Source organism: Pauljensenia sp. C0170B4 (assembly GCF_056590235.1).
Genome location: NZ_JBWPVS010000002.1, coordinates 271,999 through 294,192 on the forward strand (window position 1 = coordinate 271,999; position 22,194 = coordinate 294,192).

18 protein-coding genes and 1 tRNA gene are annotated in these 22,194 nt (G+C 59.9%); 8 read left to right on the forward strand and 11 right to left on the reverse strand.

The window, feature by feature from the left end; all coding sequences use genetic code 11:
* Positions 1–60 precede the first annotated feature (60 nt).
* On the forward strand, positions 61–1,005 hold the full coding sequence (locus AC1EJ1_RS03700) for an aldo/keto reductase (RefSeq protein ID WP_480295347.1): 945 nt from the start codon (positions 61–63) through the stop codon (positions 1,003–1,005).
* Here the strand turns inward: AC1EJ1_RS03700 and AC1EJ1_RS03705 are convergent.
* Genes AC1EJ1_RS03705 through AC1EJ1_RS03720 form a run of 4 tightly spaced genes read right to left on the reverse strand, consistent with a single transcriptional unit; the run spans position 1,002 to position 4,397 of the window.
* Positions 1,002–1,340, reverse strand: a complete 339-nt coding sequence (locus AC1EJ1_RS03705; RefSeq protein ID WP_058236624.1) for a hypothetical protein — start codon at positions 1,338–1,340, stop codon at positions 1,002–1,004. The genes AC1EJ1_RS03700 and AC1EJ1_RS03705 overlap by 4 nt on opposite strands.
* Positions 1,341–1,382: 42 nt before the next feature.
* Entirely contained in the window at positions 1,383–2,480 is a 1,098-nt protein-coding gene (locus tag AC1EJ1_RS03710) for an NAD(P)/FAD-dependent oxidoreductase (RefSeq protein ID WP_058236623.1), read from the reverse strand.
* A gap of 42 nt (positions 2,481–2,522) precedes the next feature.
* Positions 2,523–3,599, reverse strand: a complete 1,077-nt coding sequence (locus AC1EJ1_RS03715; RefSeq protein WP_480295348.1) for a GNAT family N-acetyltransferase — start codon at positions 3,597–3,599, stop codon at positions 2,523–2,525.
* Positions 3,600–3,623: 24 nt separating this feature from the next.
* Positions 3,624–4,397 carry a DsbA family oxidoreductase gene (locus tag AC1EJ1_RS03720; RefSeq protein WP_227469308.1) on the reverse strand — a complete coding sequence of 258 codons (774 nt, stop codon included), beginning with the start codon at positions 4,395–4,397 and terminating at the stop codon, positions 3,624–3,626.
* A 69-nt stretch (positions 4,398–4,466) separates the two neighbouring features.
* On the opposite strand from AC1EJ1_RS03720, the gene AC1EJ1_RS03725 reads away from it, so the two are divergent.
* The 3 genes from AC1EJ1_RS03725 (at position 4,467) to AC1EJ1_RS03735 (ending at position 6,693) form a co-directional block, all read left to right on the forward strand.
* Positions 4,467–4,552: transfer RNA gene (locus tag AC1EJ1_RS03725), tRNA-Leu, on the forward strand.
* Between the two features lie 69 nt (positions 4,553–4,621).
* On the forward strand, positions 4,622–5,281 hold the full coding sequence (locus tag AC1EJ1_RS03730; protein WP_285014148.1) for an HAD hydrolase-like protein: 660 nt from the start codon (positions 4,622–4,624) through the stop codon (positions 5,279–5,281).
* On the forward strand, positions 5,278–6,693 hold the full coding sequence (locus AC1EJ1_RS03735; protein WP_285014150.1) for an AI-2E family transporter: 1,416 nt from the start codon (positions 5,278–5,280) through the stop codon (positions 6,691–6,693). Before AC1EJ1_RS03730 ends, AC1EJ1_RS03735 begins: the two co-directional genes overlap by 4 nt.
* Here the strand turns inward: AC1EJ1_RS03735 and AC1EJ1_RS03740 are convergent.
* The 5 genes from AC1EJ1_RS03740 to AC1EJ1_RS03760 are packed head-to-tail and all read right to left on the reverse strand — an operon-like array spanning position 6,676 to position 15,813.
* On the reverse strand, positions 6,676–9,849 hold the full coding sequence (locus AC1EJ1_RS03740; protein ID WP_285014152.1) for an error-prone DNA polymerase: 3,174 nt from the start codon (positions 9,847–9,849) through the stop codon (positions 6,676–6,678). The genes AC1EJ1_RS03735 and AC1EJ1_RS03740 overlap by 18 nt on opposite strands.
* Positions 9,850–9,890: 41 nt before the next feature.
* Complete coding sequence (locus AC1EJ1_RS03745; RefSeq protein WP_285014154.1) at positions 9,891–13,052, reverse strand: DEAD/DEAH box helicase; 3,162 nt, start codon at positions 13,050–13,052, stop codon at positions 9,891–9,893.
* Between the two features lie 33 nt (positions 13,053–13,085).
* Entirely contained in the window at positions 13,086–13,676 is a 591-nt protein-coding gene (locus AC1EJ1_RS03750) for a thymidine kinase (RefSeq protein WP_285014156.1), read from the reverse strand.
* A gap of 57 nt (positions 13,677–13,733) precedes the next feature.
* A complete protein-coding gene (locus AC1EJ1_RS03755; RefSeq protein WP_092648537.1) occupies positions 13,734–15,290 on the reverse strand; it encodes a DNA polymerase Y family protein in 1,557 nt (518 codons plus the stop codon).
* A 1-nt stretch (position 15,291) separates the two neighbouring features.
* Positions 15,292–15,813: a hypothetical protein gene (locus AC1EJ1_RS03760; RefSeq protein WP_285014157.1), complete on the reverse strand. Its 522-nt coding sequence runs from the start codon at positions 15,811–15,813 to the stop codon at positions 15,292–15,294.
* Positions 15,814–15,943: 130 nt separating this feature from the next.
* On the opposite strand from AC1EJ1_RS03760, the gene AC1EJ1_RS03765 reads away from it, so the two are divergent.
* Together AC1EJ1_RS03765 and AC1EJ1_RS03770 are read left to right on the forward strand one after the other, a co-directional pair.
* Complete coding sequence (locus AC1EJ1_RS03765; RefSeq protein ID WP_257525469.1) at positions 15,944–16,483, forward strand: YbhB/YbcL family Raf kinase inhibitor-like protein; 540 nt, start codon at positions 15,944–15,946, stop codon at positions 16,481–16,483.
* Between the two features lie 56 nt (positions 16,484–16,539).
* Positions 16,540–17,001 carry a tRNA (cytidine(34)-2'-O)-methyltransferase gene (locus tag AC1EJ1_RS03770; protein ID WP_058236891.1) on the forward strand — a complete coding sequence of 154 codons (462 nt, stop codon included), beginning with the start codon at positions 16,540–16,542 and terminating at the stop codon, positions 16,999–17,001.
* Here the strand turns inward: AC1EJ1_RS03770 and AC1EJ1_RS03775 are convergent.
* Positions 16,998–17,483 carry a hypothetical protein gene (locus tag AC1EJ1_RS03775; RefSeq protein ID WP_285014160.1) on the reverse strand — a complete coding sequence of 162 codons (486 nt, stop codon included), beginning with the start codon at positions 17,481–17,483 and terminating at the stop codon, positions 16,998–17,000. The two genes, AC1EJ1_RS03770 and AC1EJ1_RS03775, sit on opposite strands and share 4 nt — an antisense overlap.
* Before the next feature lie 216 nt (positions 17,484–17,699).
* On the opposite strand from AC1EJ1_RS03775, the gene lpdA reads away from it, so the two are divergent.
* Entirely contained in the window at positions 17,700–19,076 is a 1,377-nt protein-coding gene (lpdA, locus tag AC1EJ1_RS03780) for a dihydrolipoyl dehydrogenase (protein ID WP_058236612.1), read from the forward strand.
* Positions 19,077–19,100: 24 nt separating this feature from the next.
* Positions 19,101–20,936: a 2-oxoglutarate dehydrogenase, E2 component, dihydrolipoamide succinyltransferase gene (gene sucB / locus AC1EJ1_RS03785; RefSeq protein WP_285014163.1), complete on the forward strand. Its 1,836-nt coding sequence runs from the start codon at positions 19,101–19,103 to the stop codon at positions 20,934–20,936.
* Here sucB and AC1EJ1_RS03790 read toward each other — a convergent pair.
* Positions 20,933–22,108, reverse strand: a complete 1,176-nt coding sequence (locus AC1EJ1_RS03790) for a protein kinase domain-containing protein (RefSeq protein ID WP_285014165.1) — start codon at positions 22,106–22,108, stop codon at positions 20,933–20,935. The two genes, sucB and AC1EJ1_RS03790, sit on opposite strands and share 4 nt — an antisense overlap.
* Positions 22,109–22,194: the final 86 nt, after the last annotated feature.

Below are 22,194 nucleotides of genomic sequence, written 5' to 3' on the forward strand. Positions count from 1 at the left end.
CGGGCACCACGCCGATTCCCCTACCGCGCCACCCGGTCACCACCACACTACGGTTACAGTATGCGCACTCGTTTTTGCGGCCGTTCGGGCCTGAGCGTCTCTGATGTTGGACTCGGCACACTCACGTGGGGCCGCGACACCGATGAGCACGAAGCTGAAGACATGCTGCGCCATTTTGTCGATGCCGGTGGGAACCTGATCGAAATTGCACCAACGCACGGAGACGGCGCGGCGGTGGACGTCCTCGGGTCGCTCATCAGCACAGTCAGTCGCAATCAGCTCGTGATCGCACTTCGAGGGGGCGCACACCTGGATGCGTCCACTAAGTGGCGTGCCAGTGCGGCGCGCGGCGACATGCTCGCCAGTCTGGACGATGCGCTGGCCCGGTGGCACACCGATTTCGTTGACCTGTGGCTCGCGGAGTTCACGCCGCACATTCCGGTCGACGAAACACTGTCCGCGCTGGAGGTCGCCTGGCGTTCGGGTCGTGCGCGCTACGTAGGGATCGCTCACGCGTCGGCGTGGACGACGGCATCAGCATCGACGAGGGCGGCCCTGGCGGGGATGCCTGTGGTTGCGTTGGAAGATGCCTGGTCACTGCTGGATCGCGGCCTCGAGTCTCAGGTGTTTGCACCGGCGCGCTCAGCCGGGATGGGAATCCTGGCGCATTCGCCACTGGCGTGCGGCGTCCTGACCGGGAAGTATCGCCATGCCACTCCCCCAGATTCACGCGCCGCGTCACCGCACTTGCGTTATACCGTTGAACGCTACCTGGATCCTGCTTTGTCTGGCACGGTCAACGCCCTCGAACGCGCTGCTCAGGGGCTTGATCGCACGAGTATGGATGTGGCGTTGGCATGGGTGCGTGACGCTGAGGGTGTGGCAAGCGCGATCGTCGGTCCGCGCACGGTCCGACAGCTCGATCAGCTGCTCGAATGTCAGGATCCACTTCCTGAGCAGATCCGAACGGTACTCAGCGAAGTATCTGATCCGCGCGTAGATTAGTCGTCCTCGTCGTTATCGTCGTCCAGGTCGATCTGGTCGTACTCGTCATCGTCGAAGCCGTCGAAGCTGTCATCGTCATCATCTTCGTCTTCGCCGTCGTCCTCATAGTCGTCATCATCGTCGTCGTCATCATCTTCATCCAGAATGTCGAACGGCAGTTCAGCGTCGAATCGTGTGAAGAGAACGTCGTCGTAGGTGAAGAACGCATCACGGAGGCGTTCTTCTGCCTGCGAAATGACGGCATCCGACGCGGCTGTGCCGCCCTGGACGACATCAAAGTGGTGCTCAAATGCTGCGATGAGTAAGTTCAGCGCGTCGCGAGGATCTTGTGTCATGCTCCCAGCCTACCTGTTCACGCCTAAATTGACGTGCTCAATTCAGGGAAGATTCAGTTGCGAGCGGATAACGGAAACCATCAGATCAGTGCCCTTGATCTCCGCTGTCTGTTCTGCACCGAGGATACGCATATTCCCGTCTGCGTCGATCAGCTGCGATGCACCCATCGACGGCCCGAGCGGCAAGATGACCCACTCCTTGGTGGGTTGGTAGGAGATATCGGGCTCTCCGCCTTCCAGTTGATGCGTGATATTGGCAATGACAACTCGGGCTTGCTGACGTGCCGCATCTGCGCGCTTGGATTCACGCACGTCGGTGATATCACCAATGGCGTACACGTTGGAGTGTCCCTTGACCTGCAGCGTGGGATCAACACGAATTGTTCCGTTCGGGTGAAGAAGTTCTTCGTATTCGGTTCCCGCCAGGTATCCGGAGTTCGCTGTCGCGCCGTAGCACTGGAACCATATATCTGCCTCGATCTGGTCACCGTTATGCGTCTGAACACTGAAGCGTCCTAGCTGGCCGGCCTGAATCGGCGGCAAATATGCCAGCGGGGAGCCTGTCACCACGCGCACACCCAGTTCGTCGAGCTGTTCCGTGATCGCGTCGCGAAGCTCCTGCGTGTAGCCAGGCGTGGACAGAATGGAGTCACCGGATTCAACCAGAATGATCTCCAGATCAGGGAACGCGCTGGCCAACTCACCTGTCATCTCAATGCCGACGGTGCCTCCGCCTACCAACATGACCGAGCCGGCCGATGTCAGTGCGTCGTGGAGCTGTTCAAGGCGCGCTTTCGCCACAGTCGCTTTCGAGGAGGAGTACTTTGCGGGGAACGGATACGTTGATCCACTTGCCAGGATCACGTAGTCCGCTTCGATGGGGTCGTGCCCAAAGACATGCACCGTCGTCCCCGTCACTGACGAGACGACGCCCTGGATCACCTGCCCATTCTTCAGCAGGTTCGAGTACGGCATGAAAATGGCGTGCTCCCACACCTCGTCGACCGCTGCCCGAAGTGCGGCCGCGTGGTGAACGAATTGGTCCTTCTGCTCAATGAGGATCACGTCAGCGACTGGATCCAGTCCTTTCGCGACGGTGACACCACCGTACCCACCGCCGACAACTACCACTTTGGTCACAGTTGATCTCCTTCGTTGATGATGATGCCATCATCTCACGTGTCAGTCGTCCAGGTGGAGCACGCGAGCAATATTGGGTGGGAAAAAGTTCGGTCCCTTCAGAACTTTTCCGTCCTCACGACGCTTCACCGACCCATCCGGCATGAGTTTGGACAGGTTCGATGCCTGAACTTCTTCCAGGACCGCATCCAGGTCGATGCCTGATTCCAGTGCCATCCCGTAGATGACGTAGACCAGGTCGGCCAAAGCGTCAGCGGTCTCGACGATATCCGAGGTGGCATGATCGCCTTCAGCTGCCTGCTGATAGGCCTGCTCGATGAGTGTCCTCGCGTCAGGTCCCCACATGGCTCCAATCAGTTCGCTGAATTCCTCAGTGATCAGGCTCATGCGCATCATGACACGGTCGTAGTCCAGTGTGGGTTCCCCGCCGTCTGCCACACGGTTGGGCATGTGGTAGGTCGAGTGGAACTCGCTGACCAGTTCCTGGGGGCTACGCGTGCTGCGGCCCGGTGTGTGCGAGGTGCCACTGCGCCGCCCCATCACCGGTGCGGGTGCAGCCGGCCCGTCCCACGGTGCAGCAGGCTCCATCGTGTCATCTGGTTCAAGGAATGCTTCCCAGATTTCTTCACCCTTGTCGTTTTCGACTTGCCGCCCTCGTTTGCCTGCGTGGAAGCCCAGTCGCCACGCCACGCGCCACGATGGCCAGTTGCCGACCCGTGAGCGCCACACGAGGCGCGGCGCGTTCAGCGTATCGAATGCGACGCGCGCAGCCAGGATAAGTGCTTCGGTAGCGTAGCCTGATCCACGGCTGTCGGCGCCTACCCAGTAGCCCACATCGAGCGTCCCGTCCTCGGATTGAATCCGCATCGACAGGGTGCCCACGAGCGTGTTGGTGGCCACGGTGCGGATCGCCCAGTGTGGTTCGTTCTTCTCCCAGCCGGCGTTCGCGACTTTTTCAACGAATTCCCTGGCCTGGTCACGCGAATATGGCGAGGGAACCGTCGTCCACTGCATGATGGCAGGGTCCTGGCACAGACGGTAGATATCGTTGGCATCGTCACAAGCTAGTGGCACCAGGGAGATGCGCGCGCCAGTGACCGTGAAGGGAGCGAGCGACATTGAATCCTCCTTTGGATGATCGCTTCAGGCTTCAGCGTGAGTGTGTTCCCACGCGGTCGCCAGCATAGTCCCCAAGGCCTGCGCATTCTGTGCGCCCTGGATCACAAACTTCTGATCGATGAGCATGGTGGGAACCGACTCAACACCCATTTCAACGGCGATCTGGTAGTCGGAAACTACATCTGCTGCTCGCTGCTCATCAGCGAGGGCGGCCACCACATCTTCTGCTGACATACCGACTCGCTTCGCACACTGAATCAACACCTCCGGATCGGAGACGTCCTGACCCATTTCGAAGTGGGCACGGTCAAGCGCTTCAGCCAGAGCAAGCTGAGTGGTATTCGCACCTGTCAGCGTGTCGTGCGCAAGGTCGTGTTCGTAGGCTGCGGCGAGGAGCCGGTGTGCGTTCGAGGTGGGCGCCACCACCATCGTTTCGAAGTTGAAGGTGATGTCCTCAGCCATCCCCAACTCAGTGAATTGAGCCAGGCTCTTGTCTGCATCTTCTTCTGACATTCCACGATGTGCTGTCAGGTATTCGCTTTGAGATAGCTCCAACGGTTCTGCTAAGTCAGGGTCAAGGAAGTAGGCGTGAAGTCGAATCTCAACCTCGTCAGCATGCTCGAATGAGCCCAGGGCCGTGCGCAGGTGGTGAAGACCCAGATAGCACCACGGGCATGCCACGTCAGACCAAATGTCGATGTGCATGTTGGCAACTGTCTCATAACTTTGCTCGATTGTCAGGGTGCCCGGGCCTTTGTCACCTAACTCATGAGCAAATGTGACGTGTCGCTCGTTCATATTGGACGTTTCGATTTGCCGACAGGTACCATTGTCGTGTTAAAGTTCTATCCGCTCTCATTGAGCGTTGCGCGGGTGGCGGAATAGGCAGACGCGCTAGCTTGAGGTGCTAGTCCTCGCTTTAGAGGGTGGGGGTTCAAGTCCCCCTCCGCGCACAATGAGCAGAATGGTCGCGACACCTTGCGGTGTCGCGATTATTTTTAACTCTGCTCTACAGTAGAGACGTGGAAACTTCTCGCTGGACCTGTGTACTTTTCGACGTGGACGGCACAATTGTCGATTCGGCAAGTGTCGTTATCGACTCGTTCCAACGCACACTTGCACACTTGAACTATCCGTCTCGTTCACGCGATGAGCTGGGGAAATACGTCGGCCCACCGTTGTGGGACTCCTTCATGGATCTGGGGATGGATGCTGAGCAGGCTGACAATGCTGCCACCATCTACCGTCACTACTATCGTGAACTGTTCCTTCAGCCAGAACCGTATCCCGGCATTGGACAGCTTCTGGAAGATTTGCATGCCGCCGGATACGCCTTGGCTACGGCTACCTCAAAACAGGAATACATGGCGCGCGACCAGATGGTTCATCTGGGTTTTGATCGCTTCATCGATGTCATTGCGGGAGCCATCCCAGATCCCGCCTATTCGAAAGCTCATGTGATCCGCGATGCACTGAAGCGCCTGGAGGAAAAAGGCCTCGACATTTCTCGCCCCGTCGTGGTAGGTGACCGTTCATGGGACCTGGAAGGTGCTCTGGAAGTCGGTCTGCCGGCGATCGGGGCAGGCTGGGGCTATTCGCATCCTGGCGAGTTCGATCAGGCACTGGCAGTTGCCCACGATGCCGACGAACTGCGCCAGCTGCTGATGGGAGATCACTCATGACTGATTCATCACGCACCTCAAAGTTCGGCAATCTGAAGCAGAACCTGAGCCGGTTCGTACGTTCTCCGCACGTCACTCAGGTGCCGGCCACGACGCGCACATCCACGCCGGCGCACCCTGCCTCATATCACACACCCCGACGGCGACGCGTCTCCTCGCCTCCGACCAAGCATTCGCGGGCCAATACTGCCGTGAAGCGACCCGATCTGCCTGACTGGCTGCGTAAATCCGGCCTGGCAGCGTGGGCCCTGATCGGCATCATGATCATCGTCGCCGCCGTCGTCTATGCTCTGGCACGCGTCACCCCGGTCTTCATCGCTGTTTTCGTCGCACTGGTGGTCACTGCGATTCTCAATCCCGTGGTCAATTTCCTTTCGCGCTTCATTCCGCGTGGCCTGTCAGTGGTTCTGACATTGCTGGGATTCTTCGGCATCTTCGCAGGTTTGATGGCATTGGTCATCAACTCCGTGATGGGACAGTGGACGAGGCTGGCCAATCAGTTCTCACGCGGTCTGGATGTGATCTCCGATTTCCTGTCCTCCCTGCCATTCGACATCAAGGTCACGCCGCAGGATGTGTCCGCATGGATGAACGACATGATCGCCAAGGGCCAGCAATACGTCCAGCAAAACTGGAGCAGGCTGGCATCCGACCTCCTGTCAAATGTCTCAGCCGCTGCCATCACGTTCACAATCGCCGCATTGGGCTTGTTCATCACGATCTTCTTCCTGCTGTCGGGAGAAAAAATGTGGCGCTGGTTCCTGGATGTCACACCGGCACGCAGGCGTGAGCCTATCCATCGCGCAGCTCTGGCAGGATGGGACACTTTCTCGGGCTACGCGCGCGGCACGATGATCGTGGCCGCGACCGATGGTCTGTTGGCGGGGATCTTCCTGCAGATCCTGGGCGTGCCGGTTGCGCCCGCATTGGGCGTCCTGGTGTTCATTGGTGCCTTCATTCCCCTGATTGGTGCGCCCGCAGCGATGATCATTGCGATGATCGTGGCTGCTGCAAGCGGCGGTTTGATGCAGGCCGCCATCGTTGGCCTCGGCATCGCCGGCATCGGCCAGCTCGAAGGGCACGTTCTCCAGCCCCTCATCATGGGCAAGCAGGTGTCTTTGCACCCTGTGGTTGTCGGTGTTGGCGTCACCGTCGGTACACTCACGGCGGGCCTGCTGGGTGCCGTCATCGCGATCCCGATTATCGGCGTGATCTGGTCTGTCTTCTCTGAACTGTATGAGCGTGATGCACCGATCGAAGATCCGTTGCCTGAACGCCGCAATGCGCCCGACGTTGAGGAAGAGCACGAGAACAAGATCGGCACCAGAATTGTGCGTTTTTTCCGCAACCGCGGCGACGACGAATCCGAGGCTGACGGCCAGAAAACCGAGGCTTCAGCGGAAGTCTCGTGATCGGACGCGCATCGGCATGTGCAGCTCTTTGAGCGAATGTGCCCGGATCATGACGACACCCTCGCCTCTTTCGACAGTGCCACTGACGATCAGTGCCTGCGCTGTCGTGGCGGTGGTGCGATAACGCGTCCACAGTCCCGGTGAGCACACAATGTTGGCAAACCCGCTTTCGTCTTCTAAAGACACGAAAATCAGGCCGCGCGCTGTGTGGGGACGTTGGCGGTGCGTGACAATACCAGCGACTGACGCGATGGACCCATCGTCACCTTTCTCCATCAGGTCACGCGCTTTCACGACGCCGCGATCATCAAGGAATGAGCGGATCAGGGCCAGCGGATGTTCTGCCACGGTCAGGCCGGTGGCCTGATAGTCGGCGCGCATCTGGTCAACATCGCTCATCTGCGGCAGGTTCCCTGGCGTCGTGCCCACCTCGATACCGGGAATATACGGCTGATACGCGTGTTCTTCTGCCACTCGCTCGGCACCCCACAGTGCGTCTCTTCTGCTGATTGCCAGCGAATCGAAAGCACCGGCTCGCGCGCATGCTTCCACCTGGCGCTCGGTGAGGTGAGCACGCTGCGCCACGTCACTCATACTGGAAAACGGACCGTCAGCTCGCGCATCGACGATGCGGTGGGCACCCTCCCCCAGTCCGCGTATCGATTCCAGCCCGATCCGAATCATGGCATCGTCATCCATGTCCAGTTCAACGCGTTCGTTTGCACATCGCTCGACAGCCGGGTCGTAGGGCTGGACGCATGCGGATACGTCAGAAAACTGCACATCGGCCCGAGCAACTGCTACGCCGTGACGCCGCGCGTCGTGGATCAGGCTATCCGGAGAATAAAACCCCATAGGCTGACTGGACAGGATACCTGCGTAGAAGAACTCCGGGTAGTGCACTTTCAGCCAGGCTGACGCGTAGACGATGTGAGCGAAGGAAAAGGAGTGCGACTCAGGAAAACCGAACGATGCGAAGCCTCGGAGTTGATCAAAAATCCTGTGTGCGCATTGCTCAGAGATTCCGCGTTGACGCATTCCTTCCATCAGCGGAGGTTTGAGCATGTCCATCTGTTTGAGTGAACGCTTCGACCCCATCGCCTTGCGCAAGCGGTCAGCTTGCGCCGCGGTGAAACCTGCCGCATCCTGCGCGATGCGCATGAGCTGTTCTTGAAACAGCGGAACACCCAGAGTCTTTTCCAACGCAGGCTTGAGCAGCGGGTGCAGATACGTCACCGCTTCTGCGCCCTGTCTTCGACGCAGATACGGATTCACTGCCTGCCCCTGGATGGGGCCAGGTCTGATCAGCGCCACCTCCACCACAATGTCGTAGAAGCAGCGCGGCCGAAGGCGTGGCAATGTATTCATCTGCGCGCGCGACTCCACCTGAAACACTCCCACCGTGTCAGCTGCGCACAGCAGGTCGTAGACACGTGGATCCTCTTCTGTCAGATTATGCAGTCCCAGCGCGCGCCCGTTCCTGCCGGTAATGCCGCGCTCCCCCAGCCAGTCGAATGCCCGGCGAATGGCGGTGAGCATTCCTAATCCCAGCAAGTCGAATTTCACCAGTCCGGCATCAGCGCAGTCGTCCTTGTCCCACTGGAGAACGGAACGGTCCTCCATGGCTCCCCACTGCACGGGGCAGATATGACTGACCGGTGTGCGCGTGAGCACCATTCCTCCGGTGTGGATTCCCATGTGACGCGGAAGGTCGGACATTTTCTGTGCGATTCGAGTGACCTGATCAGGGGGCGGGTCGCCCTCGCTCTTGCTCCACTTCGTCGCAATACCGGCGGCATATCCGCATGCGCGAGCAGCATCATGGATCGCTGAGCGGTGCCTGTAGGTGATGACGGTGGCAACCTGTGCGGCGCGTTCACGCCCATAGTGCTCGTAGACATGTTGGATGACTTCTTCGCGCCGCCCTGCCTCGATGTCGACATCGATATCAGGAGGGCCGGAACGTCCAGGCGACAAGAAGCGTTCAAAAAGCATTGAGTGACGCACCGCGTCAACTGCAGTGATGCCGAGGGCGAAACATACGGCTGAATTGGCGGCTGATCCTCGTCCCTGGCACAGGATGTTGCGGGAGGCACAAAAGTCAACGATTTCTTTGACGATCAGGAAATATCCCGGAAAATCCATGCGTTCGATGATGGACAGTTCGTGGTCAATCACCTCCCACGCATGGGGGTTGTCTGCCCGCGTTCCGTAACGTTCGAGGGCGCCCTGTTCAGTCAGATGACGCAACCATGTCGCGGACGTGAATCCCTCGGGCACCTTCGTTTCAGGCAGTCGGGGGGCAACGAGGCGCAGGTCAAAACTTGCGTGAGATCCGATGTCTGCCGCCATGCGAACAGCATCCGGGTAGTCGTGGTACATCAGCAGCATTTCTTCTGCGCTGCGCAGGAAGGAGCGAAAGGCCGGCAGGTGCGGTTCAGCTTCTTCCAGTGACATTCCCAGTCGGGTGGCAGCCAGGACATCACCGAGGGGCCCGGATACCGGGGTGGCACATCGCGCGGCCGTTGTGGCAACCAGCGGCACGTGGGCACCTGTGGCCAATTCACTGAGTGCACGCAGGGTCTCAGGTGGCTCCGTGGGGCTCAGCGCGCTTTCGACGGCGACGCGGTCACGTCCAAAGATACTGATCAGGCGTGTCAACATGGAGCGGGCGGCCGACATGCCACCCGCCCGCAGCGCTCGACGCAGCGGGCCACGCGACGTGCCGGTGAGCACTATCCACTCCCCTGCACCCAGTTCGTCCAGCATGTGTATCGGCGTGCGCCGACCTGGATGAGAAAGGGTGTGCCGACTCATTGCCGCACACAGCTGCGTGTATCCACACGGATTCGTGGCGATGATGGGAAGACGGATGCCGGGTTCTTCGGCTCCGGGAACCAGTCCCCATCCAGGCTGGGCTGAAAATTGCTGCGGATCCAGGGTCAGTTCCGCCCCGCACACAATCGGCAGTCCGCGCGCTCGACCGGCAGTGGCCATCTGTATTGCAGAATACATACCATCGACATCCAGTACCGCGAGCGCCTCCAGGTTCAGCGCGCAGGCAGCATCGACCATCTCGCTGGGCGTATTGGCGCCGTCGAGGAATGTGAATGCGCAGTGAGCATGTAATTCCGCGTAACGAGCAGGTTCGACCACTCCACCATCATATCGAACATCTGTTCGATTCTGTAGCGGTCTTATCCGTCGATCAGCGCACGCAGGTCAGCCACGTTAAGGCGCGTCCACTGCCCCGCGTCCTTCTGATCAACAGCCGCATCAACCAGGGATGTCACAAGTTCACGTTTGCGTTCCTGCAGTTCGACGACTTTATGTTCAATGGTGTCGAGGGCGACCAGACGGTACACACTGACAGGACGTTCCTGCCCGATGCGGTGCGCACGATCCACTGCCTGTTCTTCCACGGCCGGGTTCCACCATGGATCCATGACGAACACGTAGTCCGCTTCCGTCAATGTCAGTCCTGTCCCCCCAGCCTTCAGGGAGATGAGGAACACGTCAGCGTCCCCCTCGCGAAACTGTTGAATCACTGAGCGGCGATTGCGGGTTGAACCGTCGAGCTGGACACAGGAAATGGAGCGCCGCTTCAGCTCCTCCCGGATTCGTGCCAGGTAGGACGTGAACTGGCTGAACACCAGAGCCTTGTGACCTGCAGGCAGAATCTGCGTCAAGTGGTCCACCAGCACGTCGATCTTTGCCGACCCAATACCTTGGAAGTGTTCATCGACCAATGCCGGGTCAAGGGCCAGCTGGCGCAGTCGCGTCAGCGCGGCCAGAATGTCGATGCGGTGCCGTGAAGCGTCGTCAAGCAGATCGAGCAATTGGACGCGTATGCGCGTCAGATACTGGTCGTAGATCTGGCGGTGTTCAACTCCCAGCTCCACACCGACGGTTGTTTCAGTCTTGGCGGGAAGATCAGGTGCCACTGCTTCCTTGGTGCGTCGCATGATGAACGGTCGGATCGCTGCGCTCAACGCTGCGGCGGCGTTCGCGTCCCCCTCGTCAATGGGCCGTAAGATACGTGTGCTGAACGTTTTCCAGCCGGGCAACAAGCCGGGAGCAACCAGGGCTGCGAGCGCCCACAGATCCGCTGCGGAATTCTCCACGGGTGTACCGGTCACTGCGAGTGTCCACGGCCGGGACAGCTGCATGAGCAGGCGGTGGATGACAGTGCGCGGATTCTTCACATGCTGCGCTTCGTCGATCACCAGGCCGCCCCATTCGCGCGCTGCCCATTGGTCTGATTCCAGGCGCGCAATGGTGTATGTGGTGACGACGATGTCGGCATCGCGGATGGCACTGTCAAGTGATTCGTCGCGACGTTTGGAGGTTGACGTAATGTCGACGACTCGCAGCTCGGGTAGGAAGCGTTCGGCCTGTTCAACCCATGTGCCGACGACGGAGGTCGGTGCCACCACCAAAACTGGCGGCTCGGTGCCACCAGCGCGTTGCGACGCGATCGAGGCGAGGATTTGCAAGGTTTTGCCCAGGCCCATATCGTCAGCGACAATGCCACCCAATCCGTTGTGAATGTGGGAGGTGATCCACTGATGACCGTCGACCTGGTAGGGCCGAAGATCCGCATTAAGGGTGTCAGGCAGCGGCAACGGATCGCGCGCACCTCGGGCAGTAAGCACGTCGATAGTGCGGCGCAGGGAGTTGGGCACGGTGAGCGAGTCCGTCAGGTCGTCGAATTCTTCCCACAGCCCCACATGCATGCTCGATAGCTGCAGGTCAGATTCAGTGAAGCTGCCGCCCAGTTCCTGCGCGTTGTGGAGCAGGGCGCGCAGCCTGTTGATACGAGCGCTGTCGAGGGCGACCCACGTCCCCTCAACCAGCATATGATCGCGTCCATCGGCAAGTGCGGTGAGGACATCAGATAGGGCGACATCACTGTCACCGATGCGGATGCGTATATGGACATCAAACCAGTCGGTGGATGAGGACGGTTCAGCGTCCGTGTGGATCGTCAGTTCCTCATTGCTGATGCTCAGTGCCCGCACATCAGGGTCCACGTCCCATTGCAGAGCGTCGGCGGTCACCTCGTCGAGGGTGGCAAGCAGTTCCGGGGCTTTCCAGGCGGGCATATGGATGGGTGTGCCGACGGTCAAGGGCGCGCCGGTGGGAAGCGAGATCTGGCCGATTGCAGACTGTACGCTGCGTGCCAGGTGCGTGACATCGGGGTCTGTACTGTCGTAGGCGGTGCGCACATGAGAGGTGCCGACAGCTTGATCGACCCACCAGCGCATCACGACGTGTTCGATGTGATCCATACTGACGCGTCCGACGATGCTTGTCTTAACTGAAACGTCTGCGCTCACTGAGTCGTCACTGGACATGACCGGGTTGGTGCCGCTGAGCCGAGGAAGCCACTGGGCATGGAATTCGGCCGCGTCTTCAGCCGGAATGATCAGCGGTGAGGCACCTTCGAACGCGTCGAGCAGATGCGCCCCTGAACGAATATGTGCGACTGTGCGCCCGGCGTTGAAGAATGCCAGCTGCGTGGCTGCGCTGATGCGAACTCGGGCGGCGATGCGCGCACCGTCGGTGAGCACGGGTTTGATGAGAATGTCGCCTGTTTCGCCAGTGCGAGTGGTGTCGAGACTGACGTGCCAGGGAGTCGGGTCGACGCTCAGTGGTGTGAGCGGGTCGAGGTCAACGAACATGTCAAGGCCGGCTCGCGTAGCTGCCTCAATCCACGGCCCTGCCTGCACGCCCAGCGATTCCAGTGTGACGTCATTTGGTGAGCGGTACGTTCCATCTGAACGTGAGTGGCGGTAGGCCTGCCTGATCAGCGCGACGTGTGTGGGGTTGAGTCCATCTGTGACCGATTCCCACTGCGTGGCGGTCAGGTCCTGCCACGTTGCACGCTTCGTGGTCCACGCGCTGTGCATTCCAGGGCGCAGCGGTGTCAGTGCAATAGGTTCACGAGGGTTATGCGTATCAACCAGTAACGCCAGTGACTGACCCTCCATCGCCGTGGTGCCGGAAAGGGTGCGCAGCCTGTCACGCCATGTGGGGCCCTCCTCCGATTCTGCGGGCACGGAGCGCACGGCAAGTAAGGCTGCCACACTGTGCGGACAGTCACGTCCGATCGCACACGCGCAGCTCAGATCCAGGTGTACAGGGGCGCCGTCACGCAGGCTCACCCATGTGCGGTAGGTCAATCCGGGGCCTTTGACGCGGCACTGGGCTTCGCGTTCTGACGTGAGGTCGGTGTCCAGGACGTCGCCTCGGGTAAAGAACGCCAACCCTTTTGCCCACGTTGCCGGACCTACTCGCATCATGATGTCGTCGTCACTGAGGTGGTGAACATACGTCACGATGTCGCGTGGAGCCATCTTTCCAGTTTATGACGCCGCGCGCGCAGATGCTCAGTCTCCCAGCTTCCCGCCTGATTCACGCAGGTAGCAGCGTGCGCACAGTGATTCATATCCTGAGTCGACACCGTCGATCGCGACCTGTCCGCCGTCAAAGATGAAGGAGCCATTGACGATGCGGCCGTTGAAGACTGCTTTCTTTCCGCATCGGCAAATCGTTTTGAGTTCTTCGAGGCTGTGCGAGATTTCCAGGAGGCGGCGAGCACCGGGAAATGCGTTGGTCCGGAAATCGGTGCGAATGCCGTAAGCCAGGACGGGGATGCCATCGATGACGGCTACCCGCAGGAAATCGTCAACCTGACGTGGGGTGAGAAATTGCGCTTCGTCCACCAGGATGGCGGAGGTGGAAGCCATGCGGCCGGTTGCCTCGAGCGCTTCAAAGACGTCATCGGTGGAGTCCAGAAGGACATCAACGGTGCGCGTTACTCCCAGACGGGACACCACTGTGTCGTTGCCGCGCACGTCGACGCGCGGTTTGATCACCAGGACATGCTGGCCACGTTCTTCGTAGTTGTAGGCAACCTGAAGCAGTGCGGTTGATTTGCCTGAGTTCATCGCTCCGTATCGGAAGTACAGTTTCGCCACAGCTTCCCTTTCCTCGTCGACCGTGTCCTCCTGAGCCTGATGGTACCCGAGCTCGTTTTATTCAAAGAAACCTTCGATCCACCATCTGCCTGACTGAAAGCTCAGCAGGACGTCGCTTCCGTCCCGACTTGCAATGACATAGACACGTGCCGAACGTTCTGTTGTCTGTTCCTCCCACCAGCGCCCTTGGACAACCCAGATGCCCTGCACCTGCACGATGGAGATCTGTTCCCTGGCGCGCACGATATGTGTGGGCGGTGCGCTGAGGTATCCGCGTTCAGTCACCACGACAGGAGTCAGCCCGGCGCGCACCTCAACCTGCTCGGGTTTGTCCAGCATCACTGTGGGCGCGCGCAGCAGAGCGCCGTCCCATTCTCCTTCGCTCCTGACGGGCTCTTGTCCCGGGCTTCCCCAAGGGGAAGAGTGCACACGCGACCGTGGATCGAATCCTCCCTGCATACATACCGCGCGCACTCCCTCGGTGCCGACCACTGACTGCACCCGCAAAGCGGCCCGTTCAGCGCGTCGACTGCTCTCCGGCCCTGCCCACAGCTGGTCCGGCATTACTGTGTCGTACAGGTCGCAGGCCACCACCTGCATCGTGCTCAACCCACCGGCATCGCCATCGTCCTGTGGAAGCAGGCGGTCAAGCCAGCCGCGTAATTGCCAGCGCAGACGATCAACAACTTCACTGGGGTCCAGGCAGTTCACCCCACACCATGTGCGCTCACAGTCCTGTCCTGTTGTCGTCGCGACGCGGATACTCAGCGCGTGCGCGTTGACACCCTGGCTCCACAGTTTCTGCCGCAGATTTTCCGCCACTGCTCGAAGCTGCAAGGCAACCATGTCAAGACTGGTCACTGGGTCATCGAATGTGCGTTCCACGTTCACCGCTGAGGTGGTGCGTGCACGCGGCGCAATAAACAGGTCGCCCCCGCTGGCCAGGCTCCACAGGTCCTCCCCTGAGCGCCCGAATCGTGACAGCAGCGCTTTCTTGCCGACACGCAGCACATCAGCACACGTTGTCACCCCCAGGTCCTCAAGCACCTCGATCGCATGATGTGCGTCCTGTGTGCGTTGACACGGCACGATGCGTGGAATATGCGCCAGCGGTATTTCACTCACATACTGTTCGGCACAGGTGGCGGGAACGATCTCATCAGAGCGGGCGGCCCATATTGCTGTCAGTATCCCCGTCGCAATCCCCACGTGGCATTCGACCCCGCATTCCTCAACGATCGTTTCAGTCAGTTTTTGTGCGAGTTTTTCTTCCGATCCAACCCACCGCGCCGGGCCTGCAGCAGGCGCCCATGCCAGTCCTGGCCGCAGGCACGTCACATGTGCGGCCACCCGGTCGCATGCATCGAGCACATGTTCGAATGCGGCATTTTGCTCAAGCGGATCATCTGGGTAGATCAGTGCGTCGGGGCACAGATACTGCGCAGTCGTCAAGAGCATCGACGTGCGCACACCTGCGCGGCGCGCAGCCAGTGTCGCAGCCTGCACGCGACCATTTGACGCAATAATGGCTCGCCCTCCTGGCGGCGTGTTAACTGCAAGTGACTGGGTAGGCCAGTCGGGAACCCACACCACCACGCGTCTGCTGGCCGCCATCTCAGACCGCCTGCTTCGTTGGAGCCACCAGACTTGCAGCCAGCGGACGCGAAAGACCGATCCACGGGTAGGCAGTGACGATCCGTATCCCGCGTGTGCGCGCTCTGCCTGCCAGTTGGCGCTGTTCGCGCACGGTCAGTTCGACCCGCCCCACTGCGACGACATCCACGCCGTCGATCAGGGTACTCAGGATCTGGACAGCACAGCGATCCGGGTGCGGCACATCGATGACGCGTTCGAGTTCAAGTCCCATGTTCGATGCCGCTTCCCACCCCATATTCGCCACGCCGACAAATGCGCACCACGCTCCGTGCGGTGCCAGGTCAATAACGGCGCGGATCAGGTGAGTCGCAGAGGGCTCAACGTGAAAAATACAGCCCACCGGAGCCTCGGCGTCGTGAGCACGTGAGTTCAGATGGCGTTGGATGTCATACTCGTCGCGATGACGCACGCCAGTTTCTTCTTCCGCCTGAGCAAGCGCTGCGCGTGCGCCCTCCAGTCGTTCGCGTGCACTCAATGCCATTCCCCCTCCTTTCGAACAGATGTTCGATATCATAGGACACTCCCCCGGCATCTGGAGCTCATCCGCCAGTCGCCCTCGAAAATCACGCACAGCACGACTATGGTGGATATCTCAAACGAAAGGAGCAATGGTGAACCTCAACGATCGCCCAACAGCCCCCGATCCCTACGATCTCCTGCCTGTTGACGCTACTTTTCCCGTGACTTCCAACGACATTGTTGACAACCAGACTCTTCCCGCCATCCACAGCGCCGAGGGAGGAAACGTCTCACCCCATCTGGCGTGGAGCGGCTTCCCCGAGCAGACCCGCTCATTCGTCGTCACATGTTTCGATCCGGACGCCCCCACACCGTCAGGTTGGTGGCACTGGATAATCGTGGACATTCCTGCCACGCAGACCGAACTTCCACAAGGTGCCGGATCCTCCGACCTTGACCTTGACGGCGCCGCTTTCCATATTCGCGCAGACCACGGCGACCATTCGTACTACGGAGCCGCCCCGCCGCCTGGAGATCGCCCGCACCGCTACATTTTTGCCGTTCACGCACTGGACGTCGAAACCCTCGAGGTGGACGAGGACGCCTCGGCCGCCCAGGTTGCCTTCGCAACCATGTTCCACACGATTGCACGAGGGAGACTGACGGCAGTCTTTGCCACGCCTCAGGAGTAAAAGATCACGACGCGCCATGTCGCTGTCAGCGCCCGATAGGGGGCAAGATTGAACACGTGTTACATGTGATCTTTTATGAACCGCGCATCCCGGGCAATACGGGAGCCGCCATCCGGCTTTCCGCATGCACCGGATCGATGCTGCATCTGGTTGAGCCACTGTGCTTCGACATGGATGACGCGAAACTGCGTCGCGCCGGCCTGGATTATCACGACTTGGCGCACGTGAAGGTTCACCCCAACCTCGACGATGCACTGGCCGGCATTCCCGGAAAGATCTGGGCATTTACCGGACACACAACCACGATGTACACCGATGTGTCCTACAGCGACGGCGACGGGCTGATGTTTGGCCCCGAACCGACCGGTCTGCCTGAGGACGTGATGGATGATCCGCGTGTGACGTCGCGGGTCCGTATCCACATGTGCGAGGGGATCCGGTCACTCAACCTGGCGAACTCGGCTGCTATCGGCCTGTATGAGGCCTGGCGTCAGATCGGATTCCCGCACTCGTGCTAACTGCGGCGCCTCGGCTGGCGTTCGATCTGTTCGGCAAGTTCCACGATACGACGCGGATTTGACCACCACAGCCACACCAGTCCGACGACTGCCAGCAGCAGCGGCAGATAATAGTATTCCGCGCCGAAACGACTCCACGGGGATCGCTCGGATGTGAGCTCGTTGATTCCCCAGAACGACAGTCCGACGATCAGTGGGCCGACCGTCTGAGTGATGACACTGGCCCATCCGACCATGCGCATGCGGCGCCCGTTATGAGTCAACGCCGCTGCTGCAACGAGGTACAGCAGTGAGGCGACCAGGGCGAGCACATAGGGCCCCAGCGGTTCCTCGCCCCGACTTGTCAGGCTACGAATCGACACGACCGTTGTCCACGCACCGAAAAGCCAGTACGCGGCAGGAACAAGGCGGCCCAAGCCCCATGACGGGCCGCGATCATCTGCCACGCTTTCTGCTGGCTGTGGTGCCGGCGTAACACCCATGGACAGTGTCTCCTTTCAGCAACGGCGGTGCTGTCGCATATGACATAGTACGGCCCAGAAGCGACAAAACGGCCGTTCTTGGCGCGATGGCGCCAGATATGGGATGGCGCACCAAAAGTTCCCACGTACAAGTCAGAAAAAAACCGCTGCAAGTGGGACAATAGACCCAGTTGGTCCATGACGGTCCACACGAGTCCAACTTTGAGGAGTGAATAAGTGAGCGAGCCCGATTACGACATCGTCATCTTAGGAGCAGGATCCGGCGGATATGCCGCTGCCTTACGAGGCGCCCAATTAGGACTGAAAGTTGCACTGATCGAGGGAGACAAAGTCGGGGGCACATGCCTGCACCGCGGCTGCATTCCAACGAAAGCCTATTTGCATGCCGCTGAGATCGTCGACACGGTCAAGGAATCCGAGCACTTCGGTGTGAAGTCCTCCTTCGAAGGCGTGGACATGCCACAGCTGATGAAGTACCGCGACTCTGTCATCAAGAAGCTTTACAAGGGCCTGCAGGGGCTGATTTCCCAGCGAAAGATCGACGTGATCGAGGGATGGGGCCGTCTGACCTCCCCCACCACGATTGACGTTGACGGTCGCACCGTGACGGGAAAGAACATCGTCCTTGCGACGGGGTCATACTCGCGCTCAATCCCCGGTCTCGAGATCGGTGGCCGTATTATCGCCTCTGAGCAGGCGCTGCAGATGGAATGGGTGCCCGAATCCGTGGTCGTCCTGGGCGGCGGTGTGATCGGCCTGGAGTTTGCCTCCGTGTGGTGTTCACTGGGTGCTCAGGTCACGATCATCGAGGCACTGCCGCACCTGGCCAATAACGAAGATGAAGCGGTCTCAAAGCAGCTGGAGCGCCAGTTCCGCAAGCGCGGCATCAAGTTCCACACGAATACGCGTTTTGCCGGTGCCACGCAGGATGATTCCGGCGTTCACGTCACGACCGAAAACGGTAAGGAAATTGACGCCGACATTCTGCTGGTCGCAGTCGGACGCGGTCCTGTTACCAACGACTTGGGTTACGAAGAGGCCGGCATCACGATGGATCGTGGTTTCGTAATTACCGACGAGCGTCTGCGCACCGGCGTGGGCAACGTCTACGCTGTGGGCGACATCGTCCCCGGATTGCAGCTGGCTCACCGTGGCTTCCTGCAGGGAATTTTTGTCGCCGAGGAGATCGCGGGGCTCAATCCTCAGGTCATCGATGAGACAGGAATTCCGCGCGTCACCTTCTGTGAACCGGAGATCGCCTCTGTTGGTCTGACTGAAAAGCAGGCTCGTGAAAAGTACGGTGACGATGCCGTTCACACAGTCGAATACAACTTGGCTGGCAATGGCAAATCAAATATCTTGAATACCAGTGGTTTCGTCAAGCTGATCAACGTCCAGGATGGCCCGATCGTCGGGTTCCATGCCGTGGGTGACCGTATGGGTGAACAGATCGGTGAAGGCGAACTTATGGTGAATTGGGAAGCGTATCCGGAGGATCTGGCCGCGCTGATTCACACTCACCCCACCCAAAACGAAGCAATTGGTGAAGCAGCTCTGGCCCTTGCCGGCAAACCTCTTCACTCCCACAACTGAGTCACGCATAAAGGAGATTGAACGATGGCGACAGCAGTGAAGATGCCCGCTCTGGGCGAGTCCGTCACTGAAGGAACAGTGACAACGTGGCTCAAGCAGGTGGGCGACAAGATTGAAGCTGACGAACCGATTGTGGAAGTGTCCACCGATAAGGTCGACTCTGAAGTTCCCTCCCCCGCCAGCGGCGTTCTGCTCAAGATTCTGGTTGAAGAAGACGAAACCGTTGAGGTCGGAACCGAGATCGCCCTGATTGGCGAGGAAGGTGAAGAGGCTTCAGCGGACGAGGCAGGCGACGAGGGCGACCAGAGCGCCGATGAATCACAGGAAGCTGCCTCCGAGGAATCTGAACCAGAGCCGGAAGCCGAATCCAGGCAGGCCCCTGCCTCGAGCGGCGGTAACACCACCGAGGTCACCATGCCCGCCTTGGGCGAATCAGTCACTGAAGGCACGGTGACAACCTGGCTCAAGCAGGTCGGTGACGAGGTCGAAGCAGATGAGCCGCTTCTGGAAGTGTCCACTGACAAGGTCGACTCTGAAGTTCCCTCCCCCGCATCCGGTTACCTGGTGGAAATCCGGGTGGAAGAAGACGAAACGGTGGAGGTCGGCACCGTGGTGGCCGTGATCTCCGATCAGGCCGGCGGCGCAGCATCTGACCAGTCGGCGGAAAAGAAGACGGCAGATGCTGTCGCACCCGATGAGCCGTCGGAAGATACATCGGCTCCATCCCCATCGGCCGAGCCGCCCGCACCTCGTCAGGCGCCTCCGGCACCCCCTGCGCCACCCGCACCGCCTGCACCCCCGGCTCCTCCGATGCCGCATCAGCCAGGCGATTCGGATAAGAAGGAATTCGAGACGCCTGAAACGCTGGCGCCGAAAGCTACCGAGTCCGGCACGAAGGTTGCGGATCAGCCTGAACAGTCCGTTGCTTCTGGTCAGTACGTCACACCGATCGTGCGCAAGCTGGCACGTGAGGCCGGCATCGACCTGTCCACCGTGACTGGCACGGGTGTTGGTGGCCGTATTCGCCGCGAAGACGTCGAAAAAGCCATTGAGTCGTCCTCGTCGAAGGCAGCGCCGGCCGCATCTGGTGGGGCTCCTGCACCGCAGTCATCCGATGAGCCGATCGTCTTCGAGCCGTCTGAACTTCGTGGAAAGACTGAGAAGATGACGCGTCTGCGCCAGACGATCGCAAAGCGCATGATCGAGTCTTTGCAGACAGCTGCTCAGCTGACCACAGTGGTCGAAGTGGATGTCACCCGTATTGCTGCCCTGCGCGCAGCCTCCAAGGCTCCGTTCCAGGAAAAGCACAATACGAAGCTGACGTTCCTGCCTTTCTTCGTCAAGGCCGCTACCGAAGCCCTCGTTGCGCACCCGAAGATCAACGCAACGATCGACGACAAGAAGGTGACGTACCACGATCACGAGCACATCGGCATTGCCGTGGACACCGAGCGCGGGCTGCTGGTTCCGGTCATCAAGGATGCAGGAAGCAAGTCACTTCCTGAAATTGCAGCCTCGATCAATGACCTGGCCAAGCGCACACGCGATGGCAGCGCAGGTGTCGATGACCTGAGCGGATCCACCTTCACGATTACCAACACGGGATCGGGTGGAGCACTCTTCGACACTCCGGTTCTCAACATGCCGGAAACCGCAATTCTGGGCGTCGGAACGATCGTGAAACGCCCTGTGGTTGTCAAGGACGCGATGGGCAATGATTCAATCAGCATCCGCTCGATGGTGTACCTGGCCCTGTCGTACGATCACCGTTTGGTCGACGGCGGCGACGCGGCCCGCTACCTGATGGACGTCAAGCGTCGTCTGGAGCAGGGAGCATTCCAGGCAGATCTGGGTCTCTAGAAATCCTCACCAGGCGGGGGTGCGCTCGAGTTACTCGGCGCATCCCCGCTTGCTATGTCGTGAACACTCAGCGGATGTCCGCCCAGTGTCAGTTCCACGTTGTGTTCAGGCTGGGTGCCGACGCTGCGGCACAGTCCAGCCTCGCAGCGCTGGTGGCTGGCCTGCTGAATGCGGGTGCTGACCGTCACCATCTGCCCGTCGCAGCGAACCGTCACATCGCCCACAACGGCTGTCGACAGATTCTTCAATTCCACACCGCCTGCGACCAGATTCTCTATCAGTGCCTGGTCCGACTCCAGCAACACACCACTGGTTGCATACGTCAGCCCGTCAACATCGCGATTCATCAATGCGCTGTCACGTGAACGCAGCACATCGGTGATGACGTCACGAGCCTCATCACTGCTCGGGCACGCTGATACCGCGCCCGATTCGGAGACGCTCTGTTCAGCATCGCTGCGCACTGCATGCCCGATCACCCATGCGCCGACTCCGAACGCCATACACGCTGCAAAACCGACTTTTGCGTGAGAAGACCGAGGTCGCTTATGCCGTGCCGGCGCGTTCTCATGCTGTGTGAGCTCCGTGTTCGCCGCGCGACGCAGCACCTCCCCTAATTCGTCGCCCACACTGCCGGGGCCGCTGAGTTTGCGTTCAATACGCGCAACGCTGTCCCAGTCGCCCTCGACTGTGCCCTCACCATCGGACCATCCTTCAGTGCCGATGATGCCTTCGGGACCATCGATAATGTCAATGAGAACCGCCTGATAGTCGGGGCGCACCACGATATTGGATGGAGACAGGTCGCCGTGCACGATGCCGTGCTCGTGGAGCGCCTCCACACCGCGCCGGATGGACGCGCTGATGTGCTCGCGCACCTGCCTGCGACGAAGTGAGGGGGTCCCGATCAGCGTGTCGAGTGTGCGACCGGTGACGTACTCCATCACAACGGCACACCGTCCATCGTCATGGCGCGCCACGTCGTGGAGCCGTACCACGTTGTCACAGTCAATCTGCGCCCAGGCGCGCCACCGTGACTCCAGGCGCTGCGCATCGTCAGCTGACCGCAGTGCCAGCAGGCCTGCGTTCCCATCGCGAGTCAGTGTGTGCCACATGGGGCCGGCATGGCTCATCGAGGCCAATGACCGCAACTCGTAGGAATTGATATCCATGCCCCTACTGTGACGGGCCTTCCCCTATGACACAATACGCAATCGCAATCTGTGGATGGCGCATGGATACACGCTAGAATGGCACC

Excerpts from the sequence above, each read along its gene's own strand:
- AC1EJ1_RS03745 (WP_285014154.1), bottom strand. The coding sequence starts at position 13,052 with ATGGCTCCACGCGACATCGTGACGTATGTTCACCACCTCAGTGACGAC.
- AC1EJ1_RS03735 (WP_285014150.1), top strand. The coding sequence starts at position 5,278 with ATGACTGATTCATCACGCACCTCAAAGTTCGGCAATCTGAAGCAGAAC.
- AC1EJ1_RS03755 (WP_092648537.1), bottom strand. The coding sequence starts at position 15,290 with ATGGCGGCCAGCAGACGCGTGGTGGTGTGGGTTCCCGACTGGCCTACC.
- AC1EJ1_RS03720 (WP_227469308.1), bottom strand. The coding sequence starts at position 4,397 with ATGAACGAGCGACACGTCACATTTGCTCATGAGTTAGGTGACAAAGGC.
- AC1EJ1_RS03705 (WP_058236624.1), bottom strand. The coding sequence starts at position 1,340 with ATGACACAAGATCCTCGCGACGCGCTGAACTTACTCATCGCAGCATTT.
- AC1EJ1_RS03775 (WP_285014160.1), bottom strand. The coding sequence starts at position 17,483 with ATGGGTGTTACGCCGGCACCACAGCCAGCAGAAAGCGTGGCAGATGAT.
- AC1EJ1_RS03700 (WP_480295347.1), top strand. The coding sequence starts at position 61 with ATGCGCACTCGTTTTTGCGGCCGTTCGGGCCTGAGCGTCTCTGATGTT.
- sucB (WP_285014163.1), top strand. The coding sequence starts at position 19,101 with ATGGCGACAGCAGTGAAGATGCCCGCTCTGGGCGAGTCCGTCACTGAA.
- AC1EJ1_RS03790 (WP_285014165.1), bottom strand. The coding sequence starts at position 22,108 with ATGGATATCAATTCCTACGAGTTGCGGTCATTGGCCTCGATGAGCCAT.
- AC1EJ1_RS03760 (WP_285014157.1), bottom strand. The coding sequence starts at position 15,813 with ATGGCATTGAGTGCACGCGAACGACTGGAGGGCGCACGCGCAGCGCTT.
- AC1EJ1_RS03715 (WP_480295348.1), bottom strand. The coding sequence starts at position 3,599 with ATGTCGCTCGCTCCCTTCACGGTCACTGGCGCGCGCATCTCCCTGGTG.